This window comes from Nocardioides marmotae, assembly GCF_013177455.1.
Taxonomy (GTDB): domain Bacteria; phylum Actinomycetota; class Actinomycetes; order Propionibacteriales; family Nocardioidaceae; genus Nocardioides; species Nocardioides marmotae.
In genome coordinates this window covers 1,978,853-1,999,314 of sequence record NZ_CP053660.1, presented here as the reverse complement: position 1 = coordinate 1,999,314, position 20,462 = coordinate 1,978,853, and the positions used below count along the sequence as shown (strand labels likewise).

Below are 20,462 nucleotides of genomic sequence, written 5' to 3'. Positions count from 1 at the left end.
AGTGCCTCAGCCGACGGCGCGGTCCCCGGTCCAGTACTGCGCGCGCAGCGCCTTCTTGTCCGGCTTGCCCAGTGCGGTCAACGGGAGCGCGTCGGCGACGACGACCTGCTTGGGCGACTGCACCGAGCCCTTGCGCTCCTTGACCATCTCCTGGATCTCGGCGGTCATCCGGGCGACCGACTCCTCGTCGCGCGGCGCGTCCTCGCGCAGGACGACGATCGCGGTGACCGCCTCGCCGAACTTCTCGTGCGGGGTCCCGATGACGCCGACCTGCGCGACCGCCGGGTGCTCGGCCACGACGTCCTCGACCTCGCGGGGGAAGACGTTGAAGCCGCCGGTGACGATCATGTCCTTGGTCCGGTCGACGATGTACCAGAAGCCGTCCTCGTCCTCGCGGGCCACGTCGCCGGTGTGCATCCACCCGTCGCGGAAGGTCTCCGCGGTCGGCTCGGGGAGCTTCCAGTAGCCGCCGGCCAGCAGCGGCCCGGCCACGCAGATCTCCCCCGGCTCACCGGGGGGCACCGGCTGCCCGTCCTCGCCGAGCAGCGCGGCGCGCAGGAACGCCGAGGGCCGCCCGCAGGAGGAGAGCCGACGGTCCCCGCCGGACACGTGGTCCTCCTTGCCGAGGTAGGAGATGACCATCGGCGCCTCGGACTGGCCGTAGTACTGGGCGAAGATCGGCCCGAACCGGTCGATCGCCTCGCGCAGCCGCACCGGGTTGATCGCCGAGGCGCCGTAGTAGACGGTCTCCAGCGAGGACAGGTCGCGGGTGCGCGAGTCCGGGTGGTCCATCAGCGCGTAGAGCATCGAGGGCACGAGCATCGTCGCGGTGATCCGCTGCTCCTCGATCGTGCGCAGCACCTCGGCCGGGTCGAACTTCGCGAGCACGTAGAGGCAGCCGCCCTTGAGCACGGTCGGCACGAAGAACGCGGCGCCGGCGTGCGAGAGCGGGGTGCACATGAGGAAGCGGGGCGACTCGGGCCACTCCCACTCCGACATCTGGATCTGGGTCATCGTGTTCATCTGCCGCGCGGTGCCGATGACGCCCTTGGGCTTGCCGGTCGTGCCGCCGGTGTAGGTGATCGAGACGACGTGGTCGTGCGGCAGCGGCACGGCCTCGAGGGGCCGCGGGTCGAACTCCGCGGCCTTCGCGGTGAGGTCGGCGACCTCCGCGCGGGTCGAGGCGAGCGCCTCCGGGACCGGCCCGAGGGTGAGCACCGTGGTCAGCTCGGGGCAGCGCTCGAGCAGGCCGAGCGCCCGCTCGACGAACATCGGGTTGGGGTCGATGACCAGCGTGGTGATCTCGGCGTCGTTGATGACGTAGGCGTGGTCCTCCAGCGAGCCGAGCGGGTGCAGCGACGTACGCCGGTAGCCCTGCGTCTGCCCCGCGCCGAGGACGAAGAGCACCTCGGGCCGGTTGAGCGCGAGCAGCGCGCCCGCGGTGCCGCGGCCGGCGCCGAGCGCCTCGAACGCCTGGACGTACTGGCTGATCCGATCGGCCACTTGGCCGCCCACCAACGTCTCGGCAAATCCCTCGCCAGACGACGGTGACAACATCATGACGGGCTTGGTGCGGTGCTTCTTCAGCGCCGCGACCATGAGGTGGCCGTTGTGGGTGCCGAGACGCAGGAGGTCCTCGGTGGCCGGGGCGTCGATCGTCGGGGCGCTCATGCGAGCACCTCGGCGACGCGGCGGACCTCGTCCGCGGAACGGCAGCTGAGCAGCAGGGTGGTCACTCCGGTCTCCTCCCACTGGGCGACGCGCTCGCGCACCTCGCCCGCGGTTCCGATGATGTGCATGTCGTCGACGAGGTCGTCGGGGATGAGCGCGGTGGCCCGGTCCTTCTCCCCGGCGAGGTAGAGCTCCTGCACCTCGTCGGCCAGGGCGGCGTGGCCCATCCGCTCGAAGACCTGCTTGTGGAAGTTCTGGTCCTTGGCGCCCATGCCGCCCATGTAGAGCGCGACGAACGGCTTCATCGCGTCGATCACGGCCTGCTTGCCGGCGGCGTCCTCGACGATCTCGAGGTGGCAGGTCGCGGCGATCTCGAAGTCGGCCCGGGTACGCCGCGCGCCGGGTCGTGCGAAGCCCTCGTCGAGCCAGGGCTGGTACATCCCCGCCGAGCGGGGCGTGTAGAAGATCGGGATCCAGCCGTCGGCGATCTCGGCGGTCTGCGCGACGTTCTTGGGTCCCTCGGCGCCGAGCCAGATGGGGATGTCGGCCCGCAGCGGGTGCACGATCGGCTTGAGCGGCTTGCCGAGGCCGGTCGCCCCAGGTCCGGCGTACGGCATGGGGTGGTGCGGCCCGTCGTTGGTCACCGGCGCCTCGCGGGCGAGGACCTGGCGGATGATGTCGACGACCTCACGGGTGCGGGCCAGCGGCTTCGCGAACGGCTGGCCGTACCAGCCCTCGACCACCTGCGGCCCGCTGACGCCCATGCCGAGCACCACGCGGCCGCCGCTGAGGTGGTCCAGGGTCAGCGCGTGCATGGCGATCGAGGTGGGCGTGCGGCCCGACATCTGCACGATCGAGGTGCCGAGCCGCAGGCGCGTCGTCTCCCGCCCCCACCAGGCCAGCGGGGTGAACGCGTCGGATCCCCACGCCTCGGCGGTGAACACGGCGTCGAAGCCGGCGTCCTCGGCCGCCGCGACGAGCTCCGCGACCCCCGTGGGCGGCTGGGCACCCCAGTAGCCGAGCTGCAGTCCGAGTTTCATGTCCGCCACCCTGGCAGACCCTTGCCGCGATTTCTAGAACGTGTTTCACTTCCGGACCATGTCCCGAACCTTGTCCGCTCCGGTCACGGTCGCCTTCGACTACACCCGGTCCACCGGCCCCGTCCTGGGTCGGTTCCTCACCGGGCTGCGCGACCAGCGCGTCGTCGGCGGCCGCACCTCCGAGGGCCGCGTCGTGGTCCCCCCGCCCGAGTTCGACCCCGTCACCCACCGACAGCTCGACGACTTCGTCGAGGTCGCCGACACCGGCACCGTCACCTCGTGGACCTGGGTCCCCGAGCCGGTCGCCGGCCAGCCGCTGGACCGGCCGTTCGCCTTCGTCCTGGTCACCCTCGACGGCGCCGACGCCCCGCTGGTGCACGCGCTCGACGTCACCTCCCCCGACCAGGTCCGCACCGGCATGCGCGTGCGGATCCGCTGGGCCCCCGAGCGGGTCGGCGCGATCACCGACATCGCCTGCTTCGAGCCCGTCGTCGAGCTCGACGAAGTCGAGATCGGCGCCGGCGGGCCAGATCGAGCGCGACCGCAGCCGAGGGACGAGGCTGCGACGGAGCAGTCGAGATCCGGTGACGGGCCCGCCGCCGTGACCACAGTCATCACCCCCGTCGAGCTCGACTACCTCTACGCCGCCTCCCCGGAGGAGTCCGCGTTCTACCGCGCGCTCGCCGAGGGCCGGATCATCGGCCAGCGCTGCCCCACCTGCGGCAAGGTCTACGTGCCGCCGCGCAGCGCCTGCCCCGCGGACGGGACGCCGACCACCGACGAGGTCGAGCTCTCCCAGACCGGCACCGTGACGACGTTCTGCGTGGTCAACGTGCCCTTCCTGGGCCAGCGGATCAAGCCGCCGTACGTGTCGGCGTACGTGCTGCTCGACGGCGCCGACATCGCCTTCCTCCACCTGATCCTCGACATCCCGGCCGAGGAGGTCCGGATGGGCATGCGGGTCGAGGCGGTCTGGAAGCCCCGCGAGGAGTGGGGCACCACGATCGAGAACATCAGCCACTTCCGTCCCACCGGCGAGCCGGACGCGGACTTCGACACCTACAAGCAGCATTTGTGACCCACCTCACGCCGTTGCTCGCTGGCGCTCGCAAGCGCCGCGGGGACCCCGGAAGCCCCAAGGAGTTGTCTTGAGAGAAGTTGCCGTCGTCGGGTTCGCCCAGCGGCAGATGGAGGAGTTCGACGGGTCGCCCACGTGCGTGGAGCTGCTCGTCCCGCTCTTCGCGGAGTGCTACGAGCAGACCGGGTGGACCCGGCGCGACATCGGCTTCTGGTGCTCGGGGTCCTCCGACTACCTGGCCGGCAGGTCCTTCTCCTTCGTCCAGGCCGTCGACGCCATCGGCGTGATCCCGCCGGTCAACGAGTCGCACGTGGAGATGGATGCCGCGTGGGCGCTCTACGAGGCCTGGCTGAAGATCCAGACCGGCGAGGTCGACACCGCGCTGGTCTACGGCTTCGGCAAGAGCTCCGCAGGCGTGCTGCGCCGCACGCTCGCGCTCCAGCTCGACCCGTACACGATGACGCCGCTGTGGCCCGACACCGTCTCCCTCGCCGGCCTGCAGGCCCGCGCCGGCATCGACGCCGGGCTGTGGGACGAGCGGGCGATGGCCGAGGTCGTCAACCGCTCGCTCACCGACGCCGAGAAGAACGAGTACGCCGTGCGCAAGGGCGGCTCCTCGGTCGAGGAGCTGCTGGCGCGACCGGTCTACGCCGACCCGCTGCGCAAGCACGACTGCGCGCCGGTCACCGACGGGGCGGCCGCGATCGTGCTCGCCGCCGACGACCGGGCCCGCGAGGTCTGCGACCGGCCCGCCTGGATCACCGGCCTGAGCCACTACGTGGACCCGATCAGCATGGGCACCCGCGACCTGACCCGCTCCCCCTCGGCCGCCCGCGCGGGCGCCGGTGTCGACCTCGGCGGGGTCGAGGTGGCCGAGCTGCACGCGCCGTTCAGCCACCAGGAGCTGGTGCTGCGCCGCGAGCTCGGCCTGCCCGCCGACGTCGCGGTGAACCCCTCGGGCGGCGCGCTCGCGGGCAACCCCATGTTCACCGGCGGCCTGATCCGCTTCGGCGAGGCGGCCCGCAAGGTCTGGCAGGGCGAGGCGACCAAGGTCCTCGGCCACGCCACCAGCGGCCCGGCCCTGCAGCAGAACATCGTGTGCACCATGGAGGGCAGGAACTGATGGCCAAGCAGCCAGCCGCGATCGTCGGCGTCGGCCAGACCCACCACCGCGCCAAGCGCGAGGACGTCTCGATGGCCGGCCTGTGCCGCGAGGCCATCGACCGGGCCCTCGAGGACGCGAACCTGTCCCTGGACGACATCGACGCGATCGTCGTGGGCAAGGCGCCGGACCTGTTCGAGGGCGTGATGATGCCCGAGCTCTTCCTCGCCGAGTCGCTCGGCGCGGCGGGCAAGCCGCTCCTGCGCGTGCACACCGCCGGCTCGGTCGGCGGCTCGACGGCGATCGTGGCCGCCTCACTCGTCCAGGCCGGCGTGCACCAGCGCGTGCTCACCGTGGCCTACGAGAAGCAGTCGGAGTCGAACGCCATGTGGGCGCTCTCGGTGCCGGTGCCGTTCAACATGCCCGTCCACGCCGGCGCGGGCGGCTACTTCGCCCCGCACGTGCGCTCCTACATCCGGCGCTCCAACGCCCCCACCCACGTGGGCGCGGTCGTCGCGGCCAAGGACCGGCAGAACGCCCTGAAGAACCCCTACGCCCACCTGCGCAACCCCGACACCACCGTCGAGTCGGTGCTGGCCTCGCAGATGCTGTGGGACCCGATCCGGTACGACGAGACCTGCCCCTCCTCCGACGGGGCCTGCGCGATGGTGATCGTCGACGAGGACACCGCGGCCGCCTCGCCGAACCCGGCCTGGATCCACGGCACGGTGATGCGCTCGGAGGCCACCACGGCGGCCGAGCGGGACCAGGTCAACCCCCAGGCCGGCCGCGACGCCGCGGCGTACCTGTGGAAGCAGGCGGGGATCACCGACCCGCTGCGGGAGATCGACGCCGCCGAGATCTACGTGCCGTTCTCCTGGTTCGAGCCGATGTGGCTGGAGAACCTCGGTTTCACCGCCGAGGGCGAGGGGTGGAAGCTCACCGAGTCCGGCGGGACCGCGATGGACGGCACGCTGCCGGTCAACTGCTCGGGCGGCGTGCTCTCCTCCAACCCGATCGGCGCCTCGGGGATGCTCCGCTTCGGCGAGGCCGCCCTGCAGGTCCGCGGCGCGGCCGGCGAGCACCAGGTCGACGGGGCGCGGCGCGCGCTGGGCCACGCGTACGGCGGCGGGTCGCAGTTCTTCGCGATGTGGGTCGTCGGCGCGGACAAGCCGACGAGCTGACCCCGCACCGTGCCCGACGTGGAGCGACCCGCCTGCGGAGATCGTCCGAGCACCGCCCGGGGCCACCGCGCGCCCCGGGCGGTCCGGCGCCCGCGGGCCGTCTAGGCTCGGACCCGTGATCGAGCTCCGCACCCCTGCCCAGATCGAGGAGATGCGCGCCGCCGGGCGCTTCGTCGCCGATGTCGTGACCGCGCTCGCCGAGGCCGCCGACGTGGGGGTCAACCTGCTCGAGCTCGACGCCCTCGCGCACCAGATGATCCGCGAGCGCGGCGCGGAGTCGTGCTACATCGACTACCACCCGTCCTTCGGCGCCTCGCCCTTCGGCAAGGTGCTGTGCACCTCGGTCAACGACGCGGTCCTGCACGGGCTCCCCCGCGACTACGTGCTCCAGGACGGCGACCTGCTCAGCGTCGACTTCGCCGCGAGCGTCGACGGCTGGGTCTCGGACTCGGCGTACTCCCTGGTCGTGGGCACCGCCCGACCCGAGGACCTCGCGCTCATCAACACCACCCAGCGCGCGCTCGAGGCCGGCATCTCCGCCGCCCAGCCGGGCGCGAAGGTCGGCGACATCTCCCACGCCATCGCCTCGGTCGCGCGCGAGGCGGGGCTGCGGATCAACACCCAGTTCGGCGGGCACGGCGTGGGCCGGACGATGCACGGCGACCCGCACATCCCCAACGACGGTCGGCCCGGGCGCGGCTTCACGCTGAAGCCGGGGCTCGTCATCGCGATCGAGCCGTGGTTCCTGCACACCACCGACGAGATCTTCACCGACGCCGACGGCTGGACGATCCGCAGCCTCGACGGCTCCCGCGGCGCCCACATGGAGCACACCATCGCGATCACCGCCGACGGCCCGCTCGTGCTGACCGCGCGCGAGCGCGAGCCCGTCCTCAAGGGCGGGCTCGCGCCGGCTCAGGCGTAGCGGACTCCGCCCGAGCAGCTCGGGCGGATCGCCTCAGGCGTAGCGGACCGGGAGGTCCTTGAGCCCGTTGATCCAGGAGTGGCGCAGCCGTCGCGGCTCGCGCTCCTTGGCGATGTCGGGCGCGTGGTCGGCCAGGGCGTCGAAGATGACCCGGATCTCCTGGCGGGCCAGGTTCGCGCCGAGGCAGTAGTGCGCGCCGTGGCCGCCGAACCCGAGCTGCGGGTTGGGGTCGCGGGTGATGTCGAAGCGGAACGGGTCGGCGAAGACGTCCTCGTCGAAGTTGGCGCTGGCGTAGAACAGCCCGACCCGCTGGCCACGGGTCACGGTGACGCCGCCGATCTCGACGTCGCGCACCGCGGTGCGCTGGAAGACCGTGACCGGGGTGCCCCAGCGGACCACCTCGTCGATCATCGTCGCCGGCCGCTCGGCCTTCCACAGCTCCCACTGGTCGGGGTTGTCGAGGAAGGCGTTCATGCCGTGCGAGATCGCGTTGCGGGTGGTCTCGTTGCCGGCGACGGCGAGCAGGATGACGAAGTAGCCGAACTCGTCGTCGGTGAGCCCGCGCTCGCCCTTGTGGGCGTTGAGCAGGCGGGTGATCAGGTCGTCGCGCGGGTTGGCCTGTCGTTCGGCGGCCATCGTCATCGCGTAGCCGAGGATCTCGGCGGCCGCGACGTCCGGGTCGCCCGGGTAGTCGGGGTCGTCGGAGGCGAGCATCTGGTTGGACCAGTCGAAGAGCTTGAACCGGTCCTCCTGCGGGACGCCGATGAGGTCGGCGATCGCCTGGAGCGGCAGCTCCGCGGCCACCTCCTCGACGAAGTCGCCGGTCCCGCGCTCGACCGCCCCGCGCACGATCGTCTCCGCGCGCTGGCGCATGAGGTCCTCGAGCTCGTTGATCGAGCGCGGGGTGAAGGCGCGCGAGACGATCTGGCGGGTCGTCGGGTGCTCGGGGGCGTCCTGGTTGAGCATGATCACCCGCTGCATCTCGACCTGCTCGCGGAGCATGCCCTCGGAGAACCGGATGATCGCGCCGTTCTCGGCGTTGGACCAGTCCTTGGAGTTCTTCGAGACGGTGGAGACGTCGGCGTGCCGGGTGACGGCCCAGTAGCCGTTCCCGGACTCGGGGGCCATGCCGTCGTACGTTCCGGGCGCCTGCTCGACCCAGGTGAGCGGCCCGGCCTGGCGCATCGCGCGGAACTGCTCGTGCGGGACGGCCGTCTCGTTCACGAGGGGGTCGGTGGGGTCGAAGCCCTCGACGAGGACGTCGGATGCGGTCACTGCGTTCTCCCTAACCTGAGTGGTCGAGCCGGCCCCGAGGACGTCACCGGTAGGCGACGCGCAGCTCCTTGACCCCGTTGATCCACGAGCTGCGCAGCTTGCGCGGCTCGGACAGCTGGGTGAGGTCCACGCCCCGGTCGGCCAGGGCGCGGAAGATGAGGTCGACCTCCAGCCGGGCCAGGTTGGCGCCGATGCAGTAGTGCGCGCCGTGCCCACCGAAGGCCTGGTGGGGGTTGTGGTCCCGCATGATGTCGAAGCGGAACGGGTCCTCGAAGACGTCCTCGTCGAAGTTGGCGCTCGCGTAGAGCAGCCCGACCCGGTCACCCTTGGCGATGGCCTGGCCGCCGATCTCGACGTCGTTGATCGCGGTGCGCTGGAAGACCGTGACCGGCGTGGCCCAGCGGATGATCTCGTCGACCGCGGTCGCGGGGCGCTCGCGCTTGTAGAGCTCCCACTGGTCGGGGTTCTGCAGGAAGGCGTGCATGCCCCAGGTGATCGCGTTGCGGGTGGTCTCGTTGCCGGCGACCGCGAGCAGGATCATGAAGAACCCGAACTCGTCGTCGGTCAGGCCGCGCCCCTCCTCGGTGCCGACCTTGACGTCGGCGGTGACCAGGCGGGTGAGGATGTCGTCCTGCGGGTTGGTGCGGCGCTCGTCGGCCAGCGCCATGGAGTAGGCGAGGATCTCCATGAACGCCGTCATCTGGTCGCCCTCGACCTCGGGGTCGTCGTAGGACAGCATCTGGTTGGACCACTCGAAGAGCTTGCCGCGGTCGGCCTGCGGCACGCCGAGCAGCTCGGCGATGGCCTGCAGCGGCAGCTCCGCGGCGACGTCCTCGACGAAGTTGCCCTCGCCCTTGGCGACCGCGTCGTCGACGATCTGCTCCGCGCGCGCCTTGAGCCCGTCGTGCAGCGCGTTGATCGCGCGGGGGGTGAAGGCGCGGGAGACGATCTGGCGCAGCTTGGTGTGGTCGGGGGCGTCGTGGTTGATGAGCAGGAAGCCGGTCTGCTCGACCTCCTCGCGGGTCATCTCCGGGGCGAACCGGATGATCACGCCGTTCTCCCGGGTGGAGAAGTTGACCTGGTCCTTCGACACCGCGGCGACGTCGGCGTGGCGGCTCAGCGCCCAGTAGCCCTCGTGGTCCGGGAACCCGGCGCGGGCCGCCTCGTCCTGGGCGATCCACGAGACCGGCGACGTACGCCGCAGCGCGAGCAGCTCCTCGTGCGGCAGGCGCTCCGCCATCACGTCGGGGTCGGTGGGGTCGAACACCGGGAGGGCGAGAGAGGTCACGGGCGGTCCTTTGCGGGTCGGCACTAGTGGAACACGTTCTAGTGGTGGAGGTTACATACTCTCGGTACGGAAGGGAAGGACTGTCCGCGTCTCCACGGCCAGGTCTCCCGCGGAACGAGAACCTGTTCTAGTCTGCCCGCATGGGCACTCCCGTGATCATCGACGCCGTCCGCACCCCCCTCGGCAAGAGGAAGGGGTGGCTGGCCGGCGTGCACCCGGCCGTCCTGCTCGGGTTCGCCCAGCGGGAGGTGCTGGCCCGCGCCGGCCTCGACCCCGAGCTGGTCGAGCAGGTCGTCGGCGGCTGCGTCACCCAGGCCGGGGAGCAGTCCAACGACATGGTCCGCCGGGCGTGGCTGCACGCCGGGCTCCCCCAGCACACCGGCGCGACCGCGATCGACGCGCAGTGCGGCTCGGGGCAGCAGTCGGCCCACCTGGTCCACGACATGGTCGCCGCCGGCACCATCGACGTCGGCATCGCCTGCGGCGTCGAGTCGATGTCGCGGATCCCGCTCGGCAGCAACGTGCCGCCCGGGCTGGGCGACCCGCGGCCCGACGACTGGACCATCGACATGCCCAACCAGTTCGAGGCCGCCGACCGGATCGCCCGCAACCGTGGCCTCAGCCGCTCCGACCTCGACGCGTTCGGCCTCGCCTCGCAGCAGAAGGCTCGCGTGGCCGTCGACGAGGGCCGCTTCAAGCGGGAGATCGCCCCGATCGAGGCGCCGGTCCTGGACGAGGACGGCTCCCCCACCGGCGAGACCCGCCTCGTCGAGCGCGACCAGGGCCTGCGCGACACCACTTCCGAGGGCCTCGCGTCGCTGCGTACCGTCCTCCCCGACGGCCTGCACACCGCCGGCACGTCCTCCCAGATCAGCGACGGCGCCTCGGCCGTGCTGATCATGGACGAGGACAAGGCCCGCTCCCTCGGGCTCACCCCCCGCGCCCGGATCGTCACGCACTGCCTGGTCGGCTCCGACCCGTACTACCACCTCGACGGGCCGATCGAGGCCACCTCCCGCGCGCTCTCCCGCGCCGGCATGTCGATCTCCGACCTCGACCTGTTCGAAATCAACGAGGCCTTCGCCTCCGTCGCGCTGTCCTGGGCCGGCCAGCACTCGGTCGACATGGACCGCGTCAACGTCAACGGCGGCGCCATCGCCCTCGGCCACCCCGTCGGCTCCACCGGCACCCGGCTCATCACCACCGCCCTGCACGAGCTCGAGCGTCGCGACGCCGCCACCGCTCTCGTCTCCATGTGCGCCGGCGGCGCCATGGCGACCGGCACGATCCTCGAGCGGGTCTGATCCTCGCGGGCTGCTGGGGGCGGCCGGCCGGCCGGAGTTTCATCAAGGTATGCAGGGAACCCGCCACTCCCCCGTGTGAACTCACGCTGGGGAGTGGCGCTTGCTCAAGGTATGCAGCCGAACCGACGCTTCGATCCGCCACGGATCCCCGCGCCGGACGGCCCGGACGGCGCCGGACGGCCCGGACGGCTGGTGCTCAGCCGGACAGACGCAGCGCACGACGCACGCGAGCGACCGTGAGGGCCGGCCGGTCGTAGTCCGACCAGACCAGCCGCACCATCCCCATCCCGCTCACCTCGCGGGCGAGGTCCTCACGCTGCTTCTCCGCGAAGACGACGGAGCCGGCGTCCTGGCCGGGCCGCAGAAGGCGGCCGTACTTCAGCTGGCCGTCGAACTCCCCGAGCAACCCGTGCTCGGGCCAGCCCCAGTCGCTCGTGGCCACGACGGCACCCTTGGAGTCGCGGACGGCGTACTGCAGCTGAGGCACGGGCAAGCCGTGACTCCAGAAGAGGTAGCGACCACGTGACTCGCCCACCGACTCCGCCCGCCCGTCGGCCATGCGGACGGCGAGATGGAGGTGCTGCACGAAGGGCCAGCGGGCCATCAGCTCGAACTGGGCGAAGAGCTCCCCGTGCTCGACCAGACCTCGATGGAGCAGGGAATCCATCATCACCAGGGCCCGCTCGTTGTCGGTCCGCGAGCCCGCTTCGACGACGCACCTCTCGGGCGGAAGCACCCGTCGGCCATCTCGTTCGACGACCTCGCCCGCGCCGCAGAACCCCTCGTGGTGGACGACATCTCCCTCGATCCGGCCGGGTCCGCCGTCGAGCCGCGTGACGTGCACGCGGGACAGGTCCAGGCCCCACACGTCGACCCCGTGCTCGATCACGCCGGACACGTGGCTCAAGGCGACGCGGTCGCCGAGGGAATCGATCACCGCGCGGCTGCGGATCCGGTGCTGGTCGACGGGGTCGGCGATCCGCCAGAGGTCGCCGAAGGTGTAGTAGCCGCGGCGGATCCGGCGCCACAAGCCCTGCCGGACGGCGCGGGTGACGTCACGATCGGCGTACCCGGCATCACGGGCCTGAGCACGCGTGAAGAAGCCGATCTCCTCGGCGAGCACTCGTAGGGGGTCCATGGTCCGACCGTCGGCGGACGGACCCCCGGCGCGCCCCGTCCCGGGCGGACCCTGGGGACAGCACGGGCGGCAACGTGCCTGTGGAGGCTGGGTGGGCGGTTCGGCGGTTCGGCGTCGGTTCGCCTGCATACCTTGATGAACCATCACTCCCCGGGGTGAGTTCACCGAGGGATGTGACGGTTCGCCTGCATACCTTGATGAAACGACAGACGCCGCGCGAGCCGCCTACGCCCCGTACACCGGCTCGGGAGCAGGCGCGGAGGCGATCAGGTCGCGGACGACGGGGCCGAGGTCGGTGGCCGACCAGCGGGTGCCGTTGTCGCGGGAGGGGCCGTGGGCCCAGGCGTTCTCGAGGGTGATCGTGCCGCCCTCGATCTCGATGACGCGGCCGGTGACGTCGCCGGCGTCCTCGGAGGCCAGCCAGGCGACGAGGGGCGAGTTGTCCTCGGGCTCGGGCATGGCGGAGGTGTCGAAGGCGCCCTCGGTCATCCGGGTGCGGGCGACGGGGGCGATGGCGTTGACGGTGACGCCGTACCGGCCGAGCTCGGCCGCGGCGACGAGGGTGAGGCCGGCGATCCCCGCCTTCGCCGCGGAGTACGTCGCCTGGCCGATCGACCCCTGCAGGCCGGCGCCGGAGGAGGTGTTGACGACCCGCGCGGCGCGCGTGCGACCCGCCTTGGCCTCGGCCCGCCAGTACGCGCCGGCGTGCCGCAGCGGCGCGAAGTGGCCCTTGAGGTGCACCCGGATGACGGCGTCCCACTCCTCCTCGGAGGTGTTGACGAGCATCCGGTCGCGGACGAAGCCGGCGTTGTTGACCAGGATGTCGAGACCGCCGAAGACCTCGACGGCCTGGTGGACCATCGCCTCCGCCGCGGCGAAGTCGGCCACGTCGGCGGCGTTGGCGACCGCCTGCCCGCCCATCGCCTCGATCTCGGCGACGACCGACTCCGCGGGGGTCTCCCCCGTGCCCTCGCCGGAGAGGGAGACGCCGTAGTCGTTGACCACGACGCTCGCGCCGTGCCGGGCCAGCTCGAGCGCGTGCGCGCGGCCGATGCCGCGGCCGGCGCCGGTGACGATGGCGACGCGGCCGTCGAGGAGGGTGCTCATCGGTTCTGCTCCTGGGTCGAGGGGGTCGAGGGGGTCGAGGGGGTCGAGGGGGTCGAGGGGGCCGGGGAAGTCAGGGCGGACAGGAAGACGGGCGGCTCGCCGCCGCCGTGGCACTCCAGGCGGGCGCCGGAGACGTAGGAGGCGAGGTCGCTGGCGAGGAAGACCGCCACGTGGCCGACCTCCTCGGGCCGCGCCATCCGCCCCAGCGGGATGGTTCGCTCGATGGCGGCGACCCCGGCGTCGCCGCCGTAGTGGTCGTCGGTGTGCTCGGTGCGGCACAGCCCCACGTCGATGGAGTTCACCCGCACGCGCGGCGCCCACTCGACGGCCAGCGACCGAGTCAGGGAGTCCAGGCCGGCCTTCGCCGCGCCGTACGCCGCCGTCCCCGGCGAGGGCCGGGTGGCCGAGACCGAGGAGACGTTGACAATGGCGCCGCCGCCGGGCTGGCCCTGCATCACTCGGTTCGCCGCCTGCGCGGCGACCAGCGGAGCCATCAGGTTCAGCCCGACGACCTTGTCGTGGAAGCGCGGGGAGGCCTCCGAGGCCAGCGCGTACGGCGCCCCGCCGGCGTTGTTCACCAGCACGTCGAGCCGCCCGTGGGCGGCCACCACCGCGTCGACGAGCCCGGTGACCGCCTCGGCGTCGCGGACGTCGCACACGTGGTGGGTCGTGCCGGCGAGCGGCTCGACGGCCGACCGCGAGCAGGTCACCACCGTGGCGCCGGCGGCGAGGAAGGACCGGGTGATGCCGAGCCCGATGCCCTGCGTACCACCGGTCACCAGGGCGACGCGGCCGGACAGATCGAGGGCGAGCGACATGGGTGCGACCCTACCAAGCAAATGCTAGGTTGGCACCCATGCCGATCACCTCGGAGCTCCGCGCGGACGGGATCCGCGTCGTCACGATGGACCACCCACCGGTCAACGCCCTCACGGTCCAAGGCTGGTTCGACGTGGCCGCCGCGCTCGACGAGGCCGGCCGCGACCAGGCCACCCACGTCGTCGTCCTGCGGGCCGAGGGCCGCGGCTTCAACGCCGGGGTGGACATCAAGGAGATGCAGCACAGCAGCGGCTTCGGCGCGCTGATCGGGGCCAACAAGGGCTGCTACGCGGCGTTCAAGGCCGTCTACGAGTGCGCGGTGCCCGTCGTCGCGGCGGTGAACGGCTTCTGCCTCGGCGGCGGCGTCGGCCTGGTCGGCAACGCCGACTGCGTCATCGCCAGCGACGACGCCTACTTCGGCGTCCCCGAGGTCAACCAGGGCGCGCTCGGCGCCGCCACGCACATGGCCCGGCTGGTGCCCCAGCACATGATGCGCACCCTCTACTTCACCGCCCGCACGATCCCCGCGAAGGACCTCGTCCAGTTCGGCAGCGTGCTGGAGGTCGTCCCGCGCGCCGAGCTCGACGACGCCGCGATGGCCCTCGCCGCGGAGATCGCCGCGAAGGACACCCGGGTCGTCCGCGCCGCCAAGGAGGCGCTCAACGGCATCGACCCGATCGACGTCAACAAGAGCTACCGGTTCGAGCAGGGCTTCACCTTCGAGCTCAACCTCGCCGGCGTCAGCGACGAGCTCCGCGATGACTTCGCCGGCACCGAGAAGGCGGCCACGCGATGACCAAGGGACCCCGCGACAAGCGGATGAGCATCGACGAGGTCGTCGGCGAGCTGCGCGACGGCATGACCATCGGCATCGGCGGCTGGGGCCCGCGGCGCAAGCCGATGGCGCTGGTCCGCGCGATCCTGCGCAGCGACCTGAAGGACCTGACCATCGTCAGCTGGGGCGGCGCCGACGTCGGCCTGCTCGCGCGCGCCGGCAAGATCCGCAAGCTGGTCTTCGCCTTCGTCTCCCTCGACAGCGTCCCGCTGGAGCCCAACTTCCAGCGGGCCCGCCAGGACGGCACGATCCCCGAGCTCGTCGAGCTCGACGAGGGCATGTTCCAGACCGGGCTGAGCGCCGCCGCCCAGCGGCTGCCGTTCCTGCCGATGCGCGCCGGCCTCGGCTCCGACGTCCTGGTCAACCAGCCGTGGATCTCGACCGTCACCAGCCCGTACGCCGCCGCCGACGGCACCCACGAGGAGCTGGTCGCGGTGCCGGCGCTCCACCTCGACGTCGCCCTGGTCCACCTCAACCGCGCCGACAAGCACGGCAACGCGACGTACCTCGGGCCCGACCCGTACTTCGACGACCTCTTCTGCATGGCCGCCGACCGCGCGTTCGTCTCCTGCGAGCAGGTCGTCGACACCGCCGGCCTGACCGTCGACACCCCCGTCCAGCGGCTGCTGCTGAGCCGGATGCTCGTCGACGGCGTCGTCGAGACCCCCAACGGCGCGCACTTCACGACCTGCACCCCCGACTACGAGCGCGACGAGCGCTTCCAGCGGGCGTACGCCGCCGCGGCCGGCGGGTCGGCCGAGGACTGGACGGCCTTCGAGCAGCGGTTCCTGTCCGGGGACGAGGACGCCTACCAGGCCGCCGTCGCCGCGTTCACCGAGGAGGGCAAGTGAGCAGCACAGGTAGCACCGGCAGCACTGGCAGCACCGGCAGCACCGGGACCACCCGCGCCGACCTGTGCGCGGCGGCGATCGCCGACGCGTTCCGCGACGACGGGGAGATCTTCGCCAGCCCGATGGGCCTGCTGCCGATGCTGGGCGTGCGCCTGGCGAAGCTCACGAGCAACCCGGACCTGGTGATCAGCGACGGCGAGTCGCTGTTCCTCGCCGGCGTCCCGCCGCTGTTCGCGAAGGCGGACGTGGTCGAGGGCTGGATCCCGTTCCGGAAGGTCTTCGACGTCGTCGCCCACGGCCCGCGCCACGTGATGATGGGCGCGACCCAGGTCGACCGGCACGGCAACCAGAACATCTCCGCCATCGGCGACTGGGCCCGCCCCAAGCGCCAGCTGCTCGGCTCGCGGGGCGCGCCGGGCAACACGGTCAACAACCGGACGTCGTACTGGGTGCCCAAGCACTCCCCCCGCGTCTTCGTCGAGGCCGTCGACATCGTCACCGGCGTCGGCCCGAAGAGGGCGATGGAGGCCGGACCGGCCGCGGCGAGGTACAACGACATCCACCGCATCGTCACCAACCTCGCCGTCCTCGACGTGAAGGGCGCGGGCGACACGGTGCGGCTGCTCAGCGTCCACCCCGGCGTCGACGTCGAGGCGGTCCGCGAGGCGACCGGCTTCGAGCTCGAGGTGCCGGCCGAGGTGCCGACCACCCGCGAGCCGACCGCGGAGGAGCTGGTGATCATCCGGGAGGTGCTCGACCCCAAGGGGCTGCGCTTCAAGGAGGTCCCGCAGGAGGCACCGCAAGAGCGCTCACAGAAGGTGGCCGGCCGGTGATCGAGCAGCTGCTGCGGACCCCGCTCACCGACCTCACCGGTGTCCGCCACCCGGTCGTGCAGACCGGCATGGGCTGGGTCTCCGGCCCGCGCCTGGTCAGCGGCACCGCGAACGCCGGCGGGCTGGGCATCCTGGCCAGCGCCACCATGACCTTCGCCGAGCTCGAGGCGGCGATCGTGGAGGTCAAGGGCCGCACCGACCAGCCGTTCGGGGTCAACCTCCGCGCCGACGCCGCGGACGCACCGGACCGGTGCCGGCTGCTCGTCGAGCACGGCGTGAAGGTCGCCTCCTTCGCGCTCGCCCCCAAGCCCGAGCTGATCGCGATGCTCAAGGAGAACGGCGTCGTGGTGATGCCGTCGATCGGCGCGGCCAAGCACGCGGTCAAGGTCGCCTCGTGGGGCGCCGACGCGGTGATGGTCCAGGGCGGCGAGGGCGGCGGCCACACCGGCCCGGTGCCGACCACGCTGCTCCTGCCCAGCGTGCTGGACGCGCTCCGCGGGGCCGGCAGCGAGATCCCGGTCGTCGCCGCCGGAGGGTTCTTCGACGGCCGCGGCCTCGCGGCCGCACTGTCGTACGGCGCCGCCGGGGTCGGCATGGGCACCCGCTTCCTGCTCACCTCGGACAGCGCCGTCCCCGACGCGGTCAAGCGGCTCTACCTCGAGCGCGGGCTCACCGACACGGTCGTGACCGCGAAGGTCGACGGCATGCCGCACCGGATGCTCCGCACCGACCTGGTCGCCGAGCTCGAGGAGACCGGCACGCTCCGGCGGCTCGCCCCGACCGCGCGCCGGACGCTGGAGTTCAAGCGCGACAGCGGCATGGGCTGGCTCGCGCTGGCCCGCGACGGCCGCTCGATGCGCCGCGCCCAGGGCCGCACGCTGGGGCAGATGGCGCTGGCCGCCAACACCCCGACGATGCTCAAGGCCGGCCTCGTCGAGGGCGACACGTCCGCGGGCGTCCTGGCCAGCGGGCAGGTCGTCGGCCTCATCGACGACCTCCCCAGCTGCGAGGACCTGATCGACCGGATCGTCACCGGCGCCGCCGCCGAGCTGCGCCGCGCCGCGTCGTACGTCGGGTGAGTCGGCGCGTCCGGTCGGGGCCTCCGGCGGGGCACGGGGCGTCCTTCGGCGGGATAGTCCGCCACAGGCGCGCCCTTTGGCGGCCGACCAAGGGCGCTGGCGTGTCGGACTACCCCGCCGCCGCCACGCTCACGGGGGCGCGCCGACGGGCCCTAGGGTGACCGGCGTGGACCGCGCCGTGCTGCTGTGGATGGTCCCGGTGAACCTGCTGCTGGTCGCCTGGGTCTGGATCGGCCGGATGCTCTTCGGGGTGGGCGGCTGGATGGTGCTCGTCTACCTGATCAGCATCGTGCCGGTGCTGCTCCTCGCCCTGCTGGTCACCAGCGTCCTGGCGCTCACCCAGCGGCCGGGACCCGACGGCCGGCGCGCGCTGACCCGCCCGCAGACGCAGGCCCAGCTCTTCGTGTGGGCGGCGATGCTCGTCTTCGGTGCGTTCTCCTTCGACTTCGGGGACGTCGAGGACAGCGACACCGCCCTGCTGGTGAAGGTCCTGGGCGACCACGAGGCCGTCTGGGCGGCGACGATGACGATCATGGTGGTCGCGGCGCTGACGACGGTCGTGGCCTGGATCGCTCTCGTGGCCACCCTGACGGGAGCACGCCGACGCGCCGCCGTACCCTCAGAGGCATGAGCGCGCCGACGCCCCCGCCCCGCCGGGCCCGTCACCTGCTGGACCCCGACAACCCCAGCGCTCCCCGACCGACCCGTGCCCGTGCCCGGTCCCGGAGCACCCAGAAGTCGATGAGCATCGACACCGTGCAGCGCTACGTGCTCTCGGTCCTCGCGGCCACGACGATCCTGCACATGTCGGTCGGCCTGGTGCTCGCCGGGCTGATCATCGACGACGAGCACCGGGTCTCCCAGGTAGGGCTCTGCGTGCTCGGCGGCGCCTTCGGCGTGCTGGCGGTCGCCGCCGCGCTGGCCATCCACCGCAAGAACGCGCTCTCCCCCTGGCTGCTGCTCGGCACGATCCCCGGCATCGTCGGGGTCTGGCTCGTCCTGACCTGAGCGGGCTCGGTGGGCTCGCGCGGCCGACGTTTCATCGGCCGGCCGATGAACCTGGCGGTTGGCCGCTGAAGTTTCATCGGCCAACCGGGAGTTTCATCGGCCGGCCGACAAACCTCCCGGCCAGCCGATGCGAATCGAGCCCAGAAGCCCCAGGAGCCCCAGAAGCTCAGAGCCGTTCGATGATCGTGACGTTGGCCTGGCCGCCGCCCTCGCACATGGTCTGCAGGCCGTAGCGGCCGCCGGTGCGCTCGAGCTCGTGGAGCAGGGTGGTCATCAGCCGGGTGCCGGTGGCGCCGATGGGGTGGCCCAGGGCGATGCCGCCGCCGTTGACGTTGACCTTCTCGTGGGGGACGCCGATCTCCTCCATCCAGGCCAGCACGACGGGGGCGAACGCCTCGTTGCACTCGAACAGGTCGATGTCGTCGACCGAGAGGCCGCTGCGCTCGAGGGCGTGCCGGGTGGCGCGGATCGGGCCGGTGAGCATCCAGACCGGGTCGTCGCCGCGGACCGAGAGGTGGTGGACCCGCGCCCGCGGGGTCAGCCCGTGGTCGGCGACGGCCTGCTCGGAGGCGATGAGCACCGCGGAGGAGGCGTCGCAGATCTGGGAGGCGACGGCGGCGGTGATCCGGCCGCCGGGGGCCAGCGGCTGAAGGGAGGCCATCTTCTCCAGGGAGGTCTGCCGGGGGCACTGGTCGGTCGCGAAGACCGAGCCGTCGGCGAGCGGGACCGGGACGACCTCGCGGTCGAAGCGGCCCTCGGCGATCGCGGTCAGCGCCCGCTCGTGGGAGGCGAGGGCGTAGGCCTCGAGCTGCTCGCGGGTGTGGCCCCACTTCTCCGCGATCATCTCCGCGGAGCGGAACTGGCTGACCTCCTGGTCGCCGAAGCGCTTCTGCCAGCCCGGGGACTCCGCGAACGGCGTGGAGAAGCCGTACTGCTGGCCGACGAGCATCGCCGCCGAGATCGGGATCGCGCTCATGTTCTGCACCCCTCCGGCGACCACGAGGTCCTGGGTGCCGGACATGACGGCCTGGGCGGCGAAGTGGACGGCCTGCTGGGAGGAGCCGCACTGCCGGTCGATGGTCACGCCCGGGACGTGGTCGGGCAGCCCCGCGGCCAGCCACGCCGTCCGCGCGACGTCGCCGGCCTGGGAGCCGATCGTGTCGCAGCAGCCGAGGATGACGTCGTCGACCGCGCCCGGGTCCACGCCGGTGCGGTCGACGAGCGCGGTGATCGAGTGGGCGGCGAGGTCCGCGGAGTGCATCGCGGCGAGCGCGCCGCCGCGCTTGCCGGTCGGGGTGCGGACTGCGTCGACGATGAAGGCTTCAGGCATGGGCGATCCCGTCCAGGAGGATGGTGAGGTACTGGTCGGCCACGGCGGTGTGGCTGAGCTTGCCGCCGGGGCGGTACCACCGGACCGCGACCCAGACGGTGTCGCGGATGAAGCGGTAGGTCAGCTCGATGTCGAGGTCCGCGCGCAGCGCGCCGGACCGGACCCCGTCGTCGAGGAGGGTGATCCAGACGGCGCGGGACTCGGCGTTGCGCTCGGCGAGGTAGGCGAAGCGTTCCTGCTGGCCGAGGAAGTCGGCCTCGTTCTGGAAGATCGCGACCTCGTGCCGGCGCCGGTCGATCGCCTCGAAGGAGAGGCGCACCGCGCGCTCGATCTTGGTCCGCGCGTCGTCGTCGCTGCGCAGGACCTCGTCGTACGCCGCGAACAGCTCGGCCTGGAAGGAGGAGAGGATCTCGTCGACCATCGACTCCTTGGAGTCGAAGTGGTGGTAGAGGCTGCCGGAGAGGATGCCGGCGGCGTCGGCGATGTCGCGGACGGTGGTGTTCTTGAACCCCTTGTCCGCGAACAGCTCGGCCGCGATCGACAGCAGCTCGCGACGGCGGTCGGTGCCCTCGGTGCGGGTCTGCGCGCTCATGGG

General features: G+C 72.1%; 20 protein-coding genes. 11 read left to right on the top strand and 9 right to left on the bottom strand.

What is annotated here, in order from left to right; all coding sequences use genetic code 11:
• Positions 1-6: 6 nt before the first annotated feature.
• Both fadD8 and HPC71_RS09680 read right to left on the bottom strand, forming a co-directional pair.
• The gene (gene fadD8 / locus HPC71_RS09685) at positions 7-1,671 is read right to left on the bottom strand and encodes a fatty-acid--CoA ligase FadD8 (protein WP_154614441.1); all 1,665 of its coding nucleotides are present in this window, start codon (positions 1,669-1,671) and stop codon (positions 7-9) included.
• Positions 1,668-2,711 (bottom strand): LLM class F420-dependent oxidoreductase, encoded by a 1,044-nt coding sequence (locus tag HPC71_RS09680; RefSeq protein ID WP_154614442.1) that lies wholly within the window; start codon positions 2,709-2,711, stop codon positions 1,668-1,670. The genes fadD8 and HPC71_RS09680 overlap by 4 nt, the downstream gene beginning before the upstream one ends.
• 58 nt (positions 2,712-2,769) lie before the next feature.
• Here HPC71_RS09680 and HPC71_RS09675 point away from each other — a divergent pair, with 58 nt between their 5' ends.
• The 4 genes from HPC71_RS09675 (at position 2,770) to map (ending at position 7,000) form a co-directional block, all read left to right on the top strand.
• Positions 2,770-3,789, top strand: coding sequence for a Zn-ribbon domain-containing OB-fold protein (locus HPC71_RS09675; protein WP_154614443.1), 1,020 nt, complete (start codon positions 2,770-2,772; stop codon positions 3,787-3,789).
• 70 nt (positions 3,790-3,859) lie between these two features.
• Entirely contained in the window at positions 3,860-4,912 is a 1,053-nt protein-coding gene (locus tag HPC71_RS09670; protein ID WP_154614444.1) for a thiolase family protein, read from the top strand.
• On the top strand, positions 4,912-6,075 hold the full coding sequence (locus tag HPC71_RS09665) for a thiolase family protein (protein WP_154614445.1): 1,164 nt from the start codon (positions 4,912-4,914) through the stop codon (positions 6,073-6,075). Before HPC71_RS09670 ends, HPC71_RS09665 begins: the two co-directional genes overlap by 1 nt.
• A gap of 115 nt (positions 6,076-6,190) precedes the next feature.
• Positions 6,191-7,000, top strand: a complete 810-nt coding sequence (gene map / locus HPC71_RS09660; RefSeq protein WP_171896618.1) for a type I methionyl aminopeptidase — start codon at positions 6,191-6,193, stop codon at positions 6,998-7,000.
• 33 nt (positions 7,001-7,033) lie between these two features.
• On the opposite strand, the gene HPC71_RS09655 is transcribed toward map, so the two are convergent.
• Both HPC71_RS09655 and HPC71_RS09650 read right to left on the bottom strand, forming a co-directional pair.
• Positions 7,034-8,275, bottom strand: a complete 1,242-nt coding sequence (locus tag HPC71_RS09655) for a cytochrome P450 (RefSeq protein WP_253943976.1) — start codon at positions 8,273-8,275, stop codon at positions 7,034-7,036.
• Between the two features lie 43 nt (positions 8,276-8,318).
• On the bottom strand, positions 8,319-9,563 hold the full coding sequence (locus tag HPC71_RS09650) for a cytochrome P450 (protein WP_253943975.1): 1,245 nt from the start codon (positions 9,561-9,563) through the stop codon (positions 8,319-8,321).
• 140 nt (positions 9,564-9,703) lie between these two features.
• Between HPC71_RS09650 and HPC71_RS09645 the strand changes: the two genes are divergently transcribed.
• A complete protein-coding gene (locus HPC71_RS09645; RefSeq protein WP_154614446.1) occupies positions 9,704-10,867 on the top strand; it encodes a steroid 3-ketoacyl-CoA thiolase in 1,164 nt (387 codons plus the stop codon).
• A gap of 196 nt (positions 10,868-11,063) precedes the next feature.
• Here the strand turns inward: HPC71_RS09645 and HPC71_RS09640 are convergent, their stop codons facing one another.
• The 3 genes from HPC71_RS09640 to HPC71_RS09630 all read right to left on the bottom strand — a co-directional run bounded on the left by HPC71_RS09640 (position 11,064) and on the right by HPC71_RS09630 (position 13,930).
• Positions 11,064-12,005, bottom strand: a complete 942-nt coding sequence (locus HPC71_RS09640; RefSeq protein ID WP_171896617.1) for a type IV toxin-antitoxin system AbiEi family antitoxin domain-containing protein — start codon at positions 12,003-12,005, stop codon at positions 11,064-11,066.
• 225 nt (positions 12,006-12,230) lie between these two features.
• Positions 12,231-13,112 carry an SDR family oxidoreductase gene (locus tag HPC71_RS09635; RefSeq protein WP_154614448.1) on the bottom strand — a complete coding sequence of 294 codons (882 nt, stop codon included), beginning with the start codon at positions 13,110-13,112 and terminating at the stop codon, positions 12,231-12,233.
• On the bottom strand, positions 13,109-13,930 hold the full coding sequence (locus HPC71_RS09630; protein ID WP_154614449.1) for an SDR family oxidoreductase: 822 nt from the start codon (positions 13,928-13,930) through the stop codon (positions 13,109-13,111). Before HPC71_RS09630 ends, HPC71_RS09635 begins: the two co-directional genes overlap by 4 nt.
• Positions 13,931-13,968: 38 nt before the next feature.
• Here HPC71_RS09630 and HPC71_RS09625 point away from each other — a divergent pair, with 38 nt between their 5' ends.
• From HPC71_RS09625 to HPC71_RS09600, 6 genes are all read left to right on the top strand, one after another.
• Complete coding sequence (locus tag HPC71_RS09625) at positions 13,969-14,727, top strand: enoyl-CoA hydratase family protein (RefSeq protein ID WP_154614450.1); 759 nt, start codon at positions 13,969-13,971, stop codon at positions 14,725-14,727.
• Positions 14,724-15,617, top strand: a complete 894-nt coding sequence (locus HPC71_RS09620) for a CoA transferase subunit A (protein ID WP_154614451.1) — start codon at positions 14,724-14,726, stop codon at positions 15,615-15,617. Before HPC71_RS09625 ends, HPC71_RS09620 begins: the two co-directional genes overlap by 4 nt.
• Positions 15,614-16,450 carry a CoA-transferase subunit beta gene (locus HPC71_RS09615; RefSeq protein ID WP_171896616.1) on the top strand — a complete coding sequence of 279 codons (837 nt, stop codon included), beginning with the start codon at positions 15,614-15,616 and terminating at the stop codon, positions 16,448-16,450. Before HPC71_RS09620 ends, HPC71_RS09615 begins: the two co-directional genes overlap by 4 nt.
• Positions 16,447-17,529, top strand: coding sequence for an NAD(P)H-dependent flavin oxidoreductase (locus HPC71_RS09610; RefSeq protein WP_171896615.1), 1,083 nt, complete (start codon positions 16,447-16,449; stop codon positions 17,527-17,529). The genes HPC71_RS09615 and HPC71_RS09610 overlap by 4 nt, the downstream gene beginning before the upstream one ends.
• 166 nt (positions 17,530-17,695) lie before the next feature.
• Positions 17,696-18,160 carry a hypothetical protein gene (locus tag HPC71_RS09605; RefSeq protein WP_154611749.1) on the top strand — a complete coding sequence of 155 codons (465 nt, stop codon included), beginning with the start codon at positions 17,696-17,698 and terminating at the stop codon, positions 18,158-18,160.
• Positions 18,157-18,537, top strand: coding sequence for a hypothetical protein (locus HPC71_RS09600; protein WP_154614452.1), 381 nt, complete (start codon positions 18,157-18,159; stop codon positions 18,535-18,537). The genes HPC71_RS09605 and HPC71_RS09600 overlap by 4 nt, the downstream gene beginning before the upstream one ends.
• Positions 18,538-18,703: 166 nt before the next feature.
• Here HPC71_RS09600 and HPC71_RS09595 read toward each other — a convergent pair whose 3' ends face one another.
• On the bottom strand, positions 18,704-19,867 hold the full coding sequence (locus tag HPC71_RS09595; protein WP_154614453.1) for an acetyl-CoA C-acetyltransferase: 1,164 nt from the start codon (positions 19,865-19,867) through the stop codon (positions 18,704-18,706).
• Complete coding sequence (locus HPC71_RS09590; RefSeq protein WP_154614454.1) at positions 19,860-20,459, bottom strand: TetR/AcrR family transcriptional regulator; 600 nt, start codon at positions 20,457-20,459, stop codon at positions 19,860-19,862. Before HPC71_RS09590 ends, HPC71_RS09595 begins: the two co-directional genes overlap by 8 nt.
• Positions 20,460-20,462: the final 3 nt, after the last annotated feature.

Excerpts from the sequence above, each read along its gene's own strand:
- HPC71_RS09675 (WP_154614443.1), top strand. The coding sequence starts at position 2,770 with ATGTCCCGAACCTTGTCCGCTCCGGTCACGGTCGCCTTCGACTACACC.
- fadD8 (WP_154614441.1), bottom strand. The coding sequence starts at position 1,671 with ATGAGCGCCCCGACGATCGACGCCCCGGCCACCGAGGACCTCCTGCGT.
- HPC71_RS09590 (WP_154614454.1), bottom strand. The coding sequence starts at position 20,459 with ATGAGCGCGCAGACCCGCACCGAGGGCACCGACCGCCGTCGCGAGCTG.
- HPC71_RS09680 (WP_154614442.1), bottom strand. The coding sequence starts at position 2,711 with ATGAAACTCGGACTGCAGCTCGGCTACTGGGGTGCCCAGCCGCCCACG.
- HPC71_RS09645 (WP_154614446.1), top strand. The coding sequence starts at position 9,704 with ATGGGCACTCCCGTGATCATCGACGCCGTCCGCACCCCCCTCGGCAAG.
- HPC71_RS09630 (WP_154614449.1), bottom strand. The coding sequence starts at position 13,930 with ATGTCGCTCGCCCTCGATCTGTCCGGCCGCGTCGCCCTGGTGACCGGT.
- HPC71_RS09595 (WP_154614453.1), bottom strand. The coding sequence starts at position 19,867 with ATGCCTGAAGCCTTCATCGTCGACGCAGTCCGCACCCCGACCGGCAAG.
- HPC71_RS09600 (WP_154614452.1), top strand. The coding sequence starts at position 18,157 with ATGAGCGCGCCGACGCCCCCGCCCCGCCGGGCCCGTCACCTGCTGGAC.
- HPC71_RS09635 (WP_154614448.1), bottom strand. The coding sequence starts at position 13,112 with ATGAGCACCCTCCTCGACGGCCGCGTCGCCATCGTCACCGGCGCCGGC.
- HPC71_RS09620 (WP_154614451.1), top strand. The coding sequence starts at position 14,724 with ATGACCAAGGGACCCCGCGACAAGCGGATGAGCATCGACGAGGTCGTC.
- HPC71_RS09625 (WP_154614450.1), top strand. The coding sequence starts at position 13,969 with ATGCCGATCACCTCGGAGCTCCGCGCGGACGGGATCCGCGTCGTCACG.
- HPC71_RS09640 (WP_171896617.1), bottom strand. The coding sequence starts at position 12,005 with ATGGACCCCCTACGAGTGCTCGCCGAGGAGATCGGCTTCTTCACGCGT.
- HPC71_RS09665 (WP_154614445.1), top strand. The coding sequence starts at position 4,912 with ATGGCCAAGCAGCCAGCCGCGATCGTCGGCGTCGGCCAGACCCACCAC.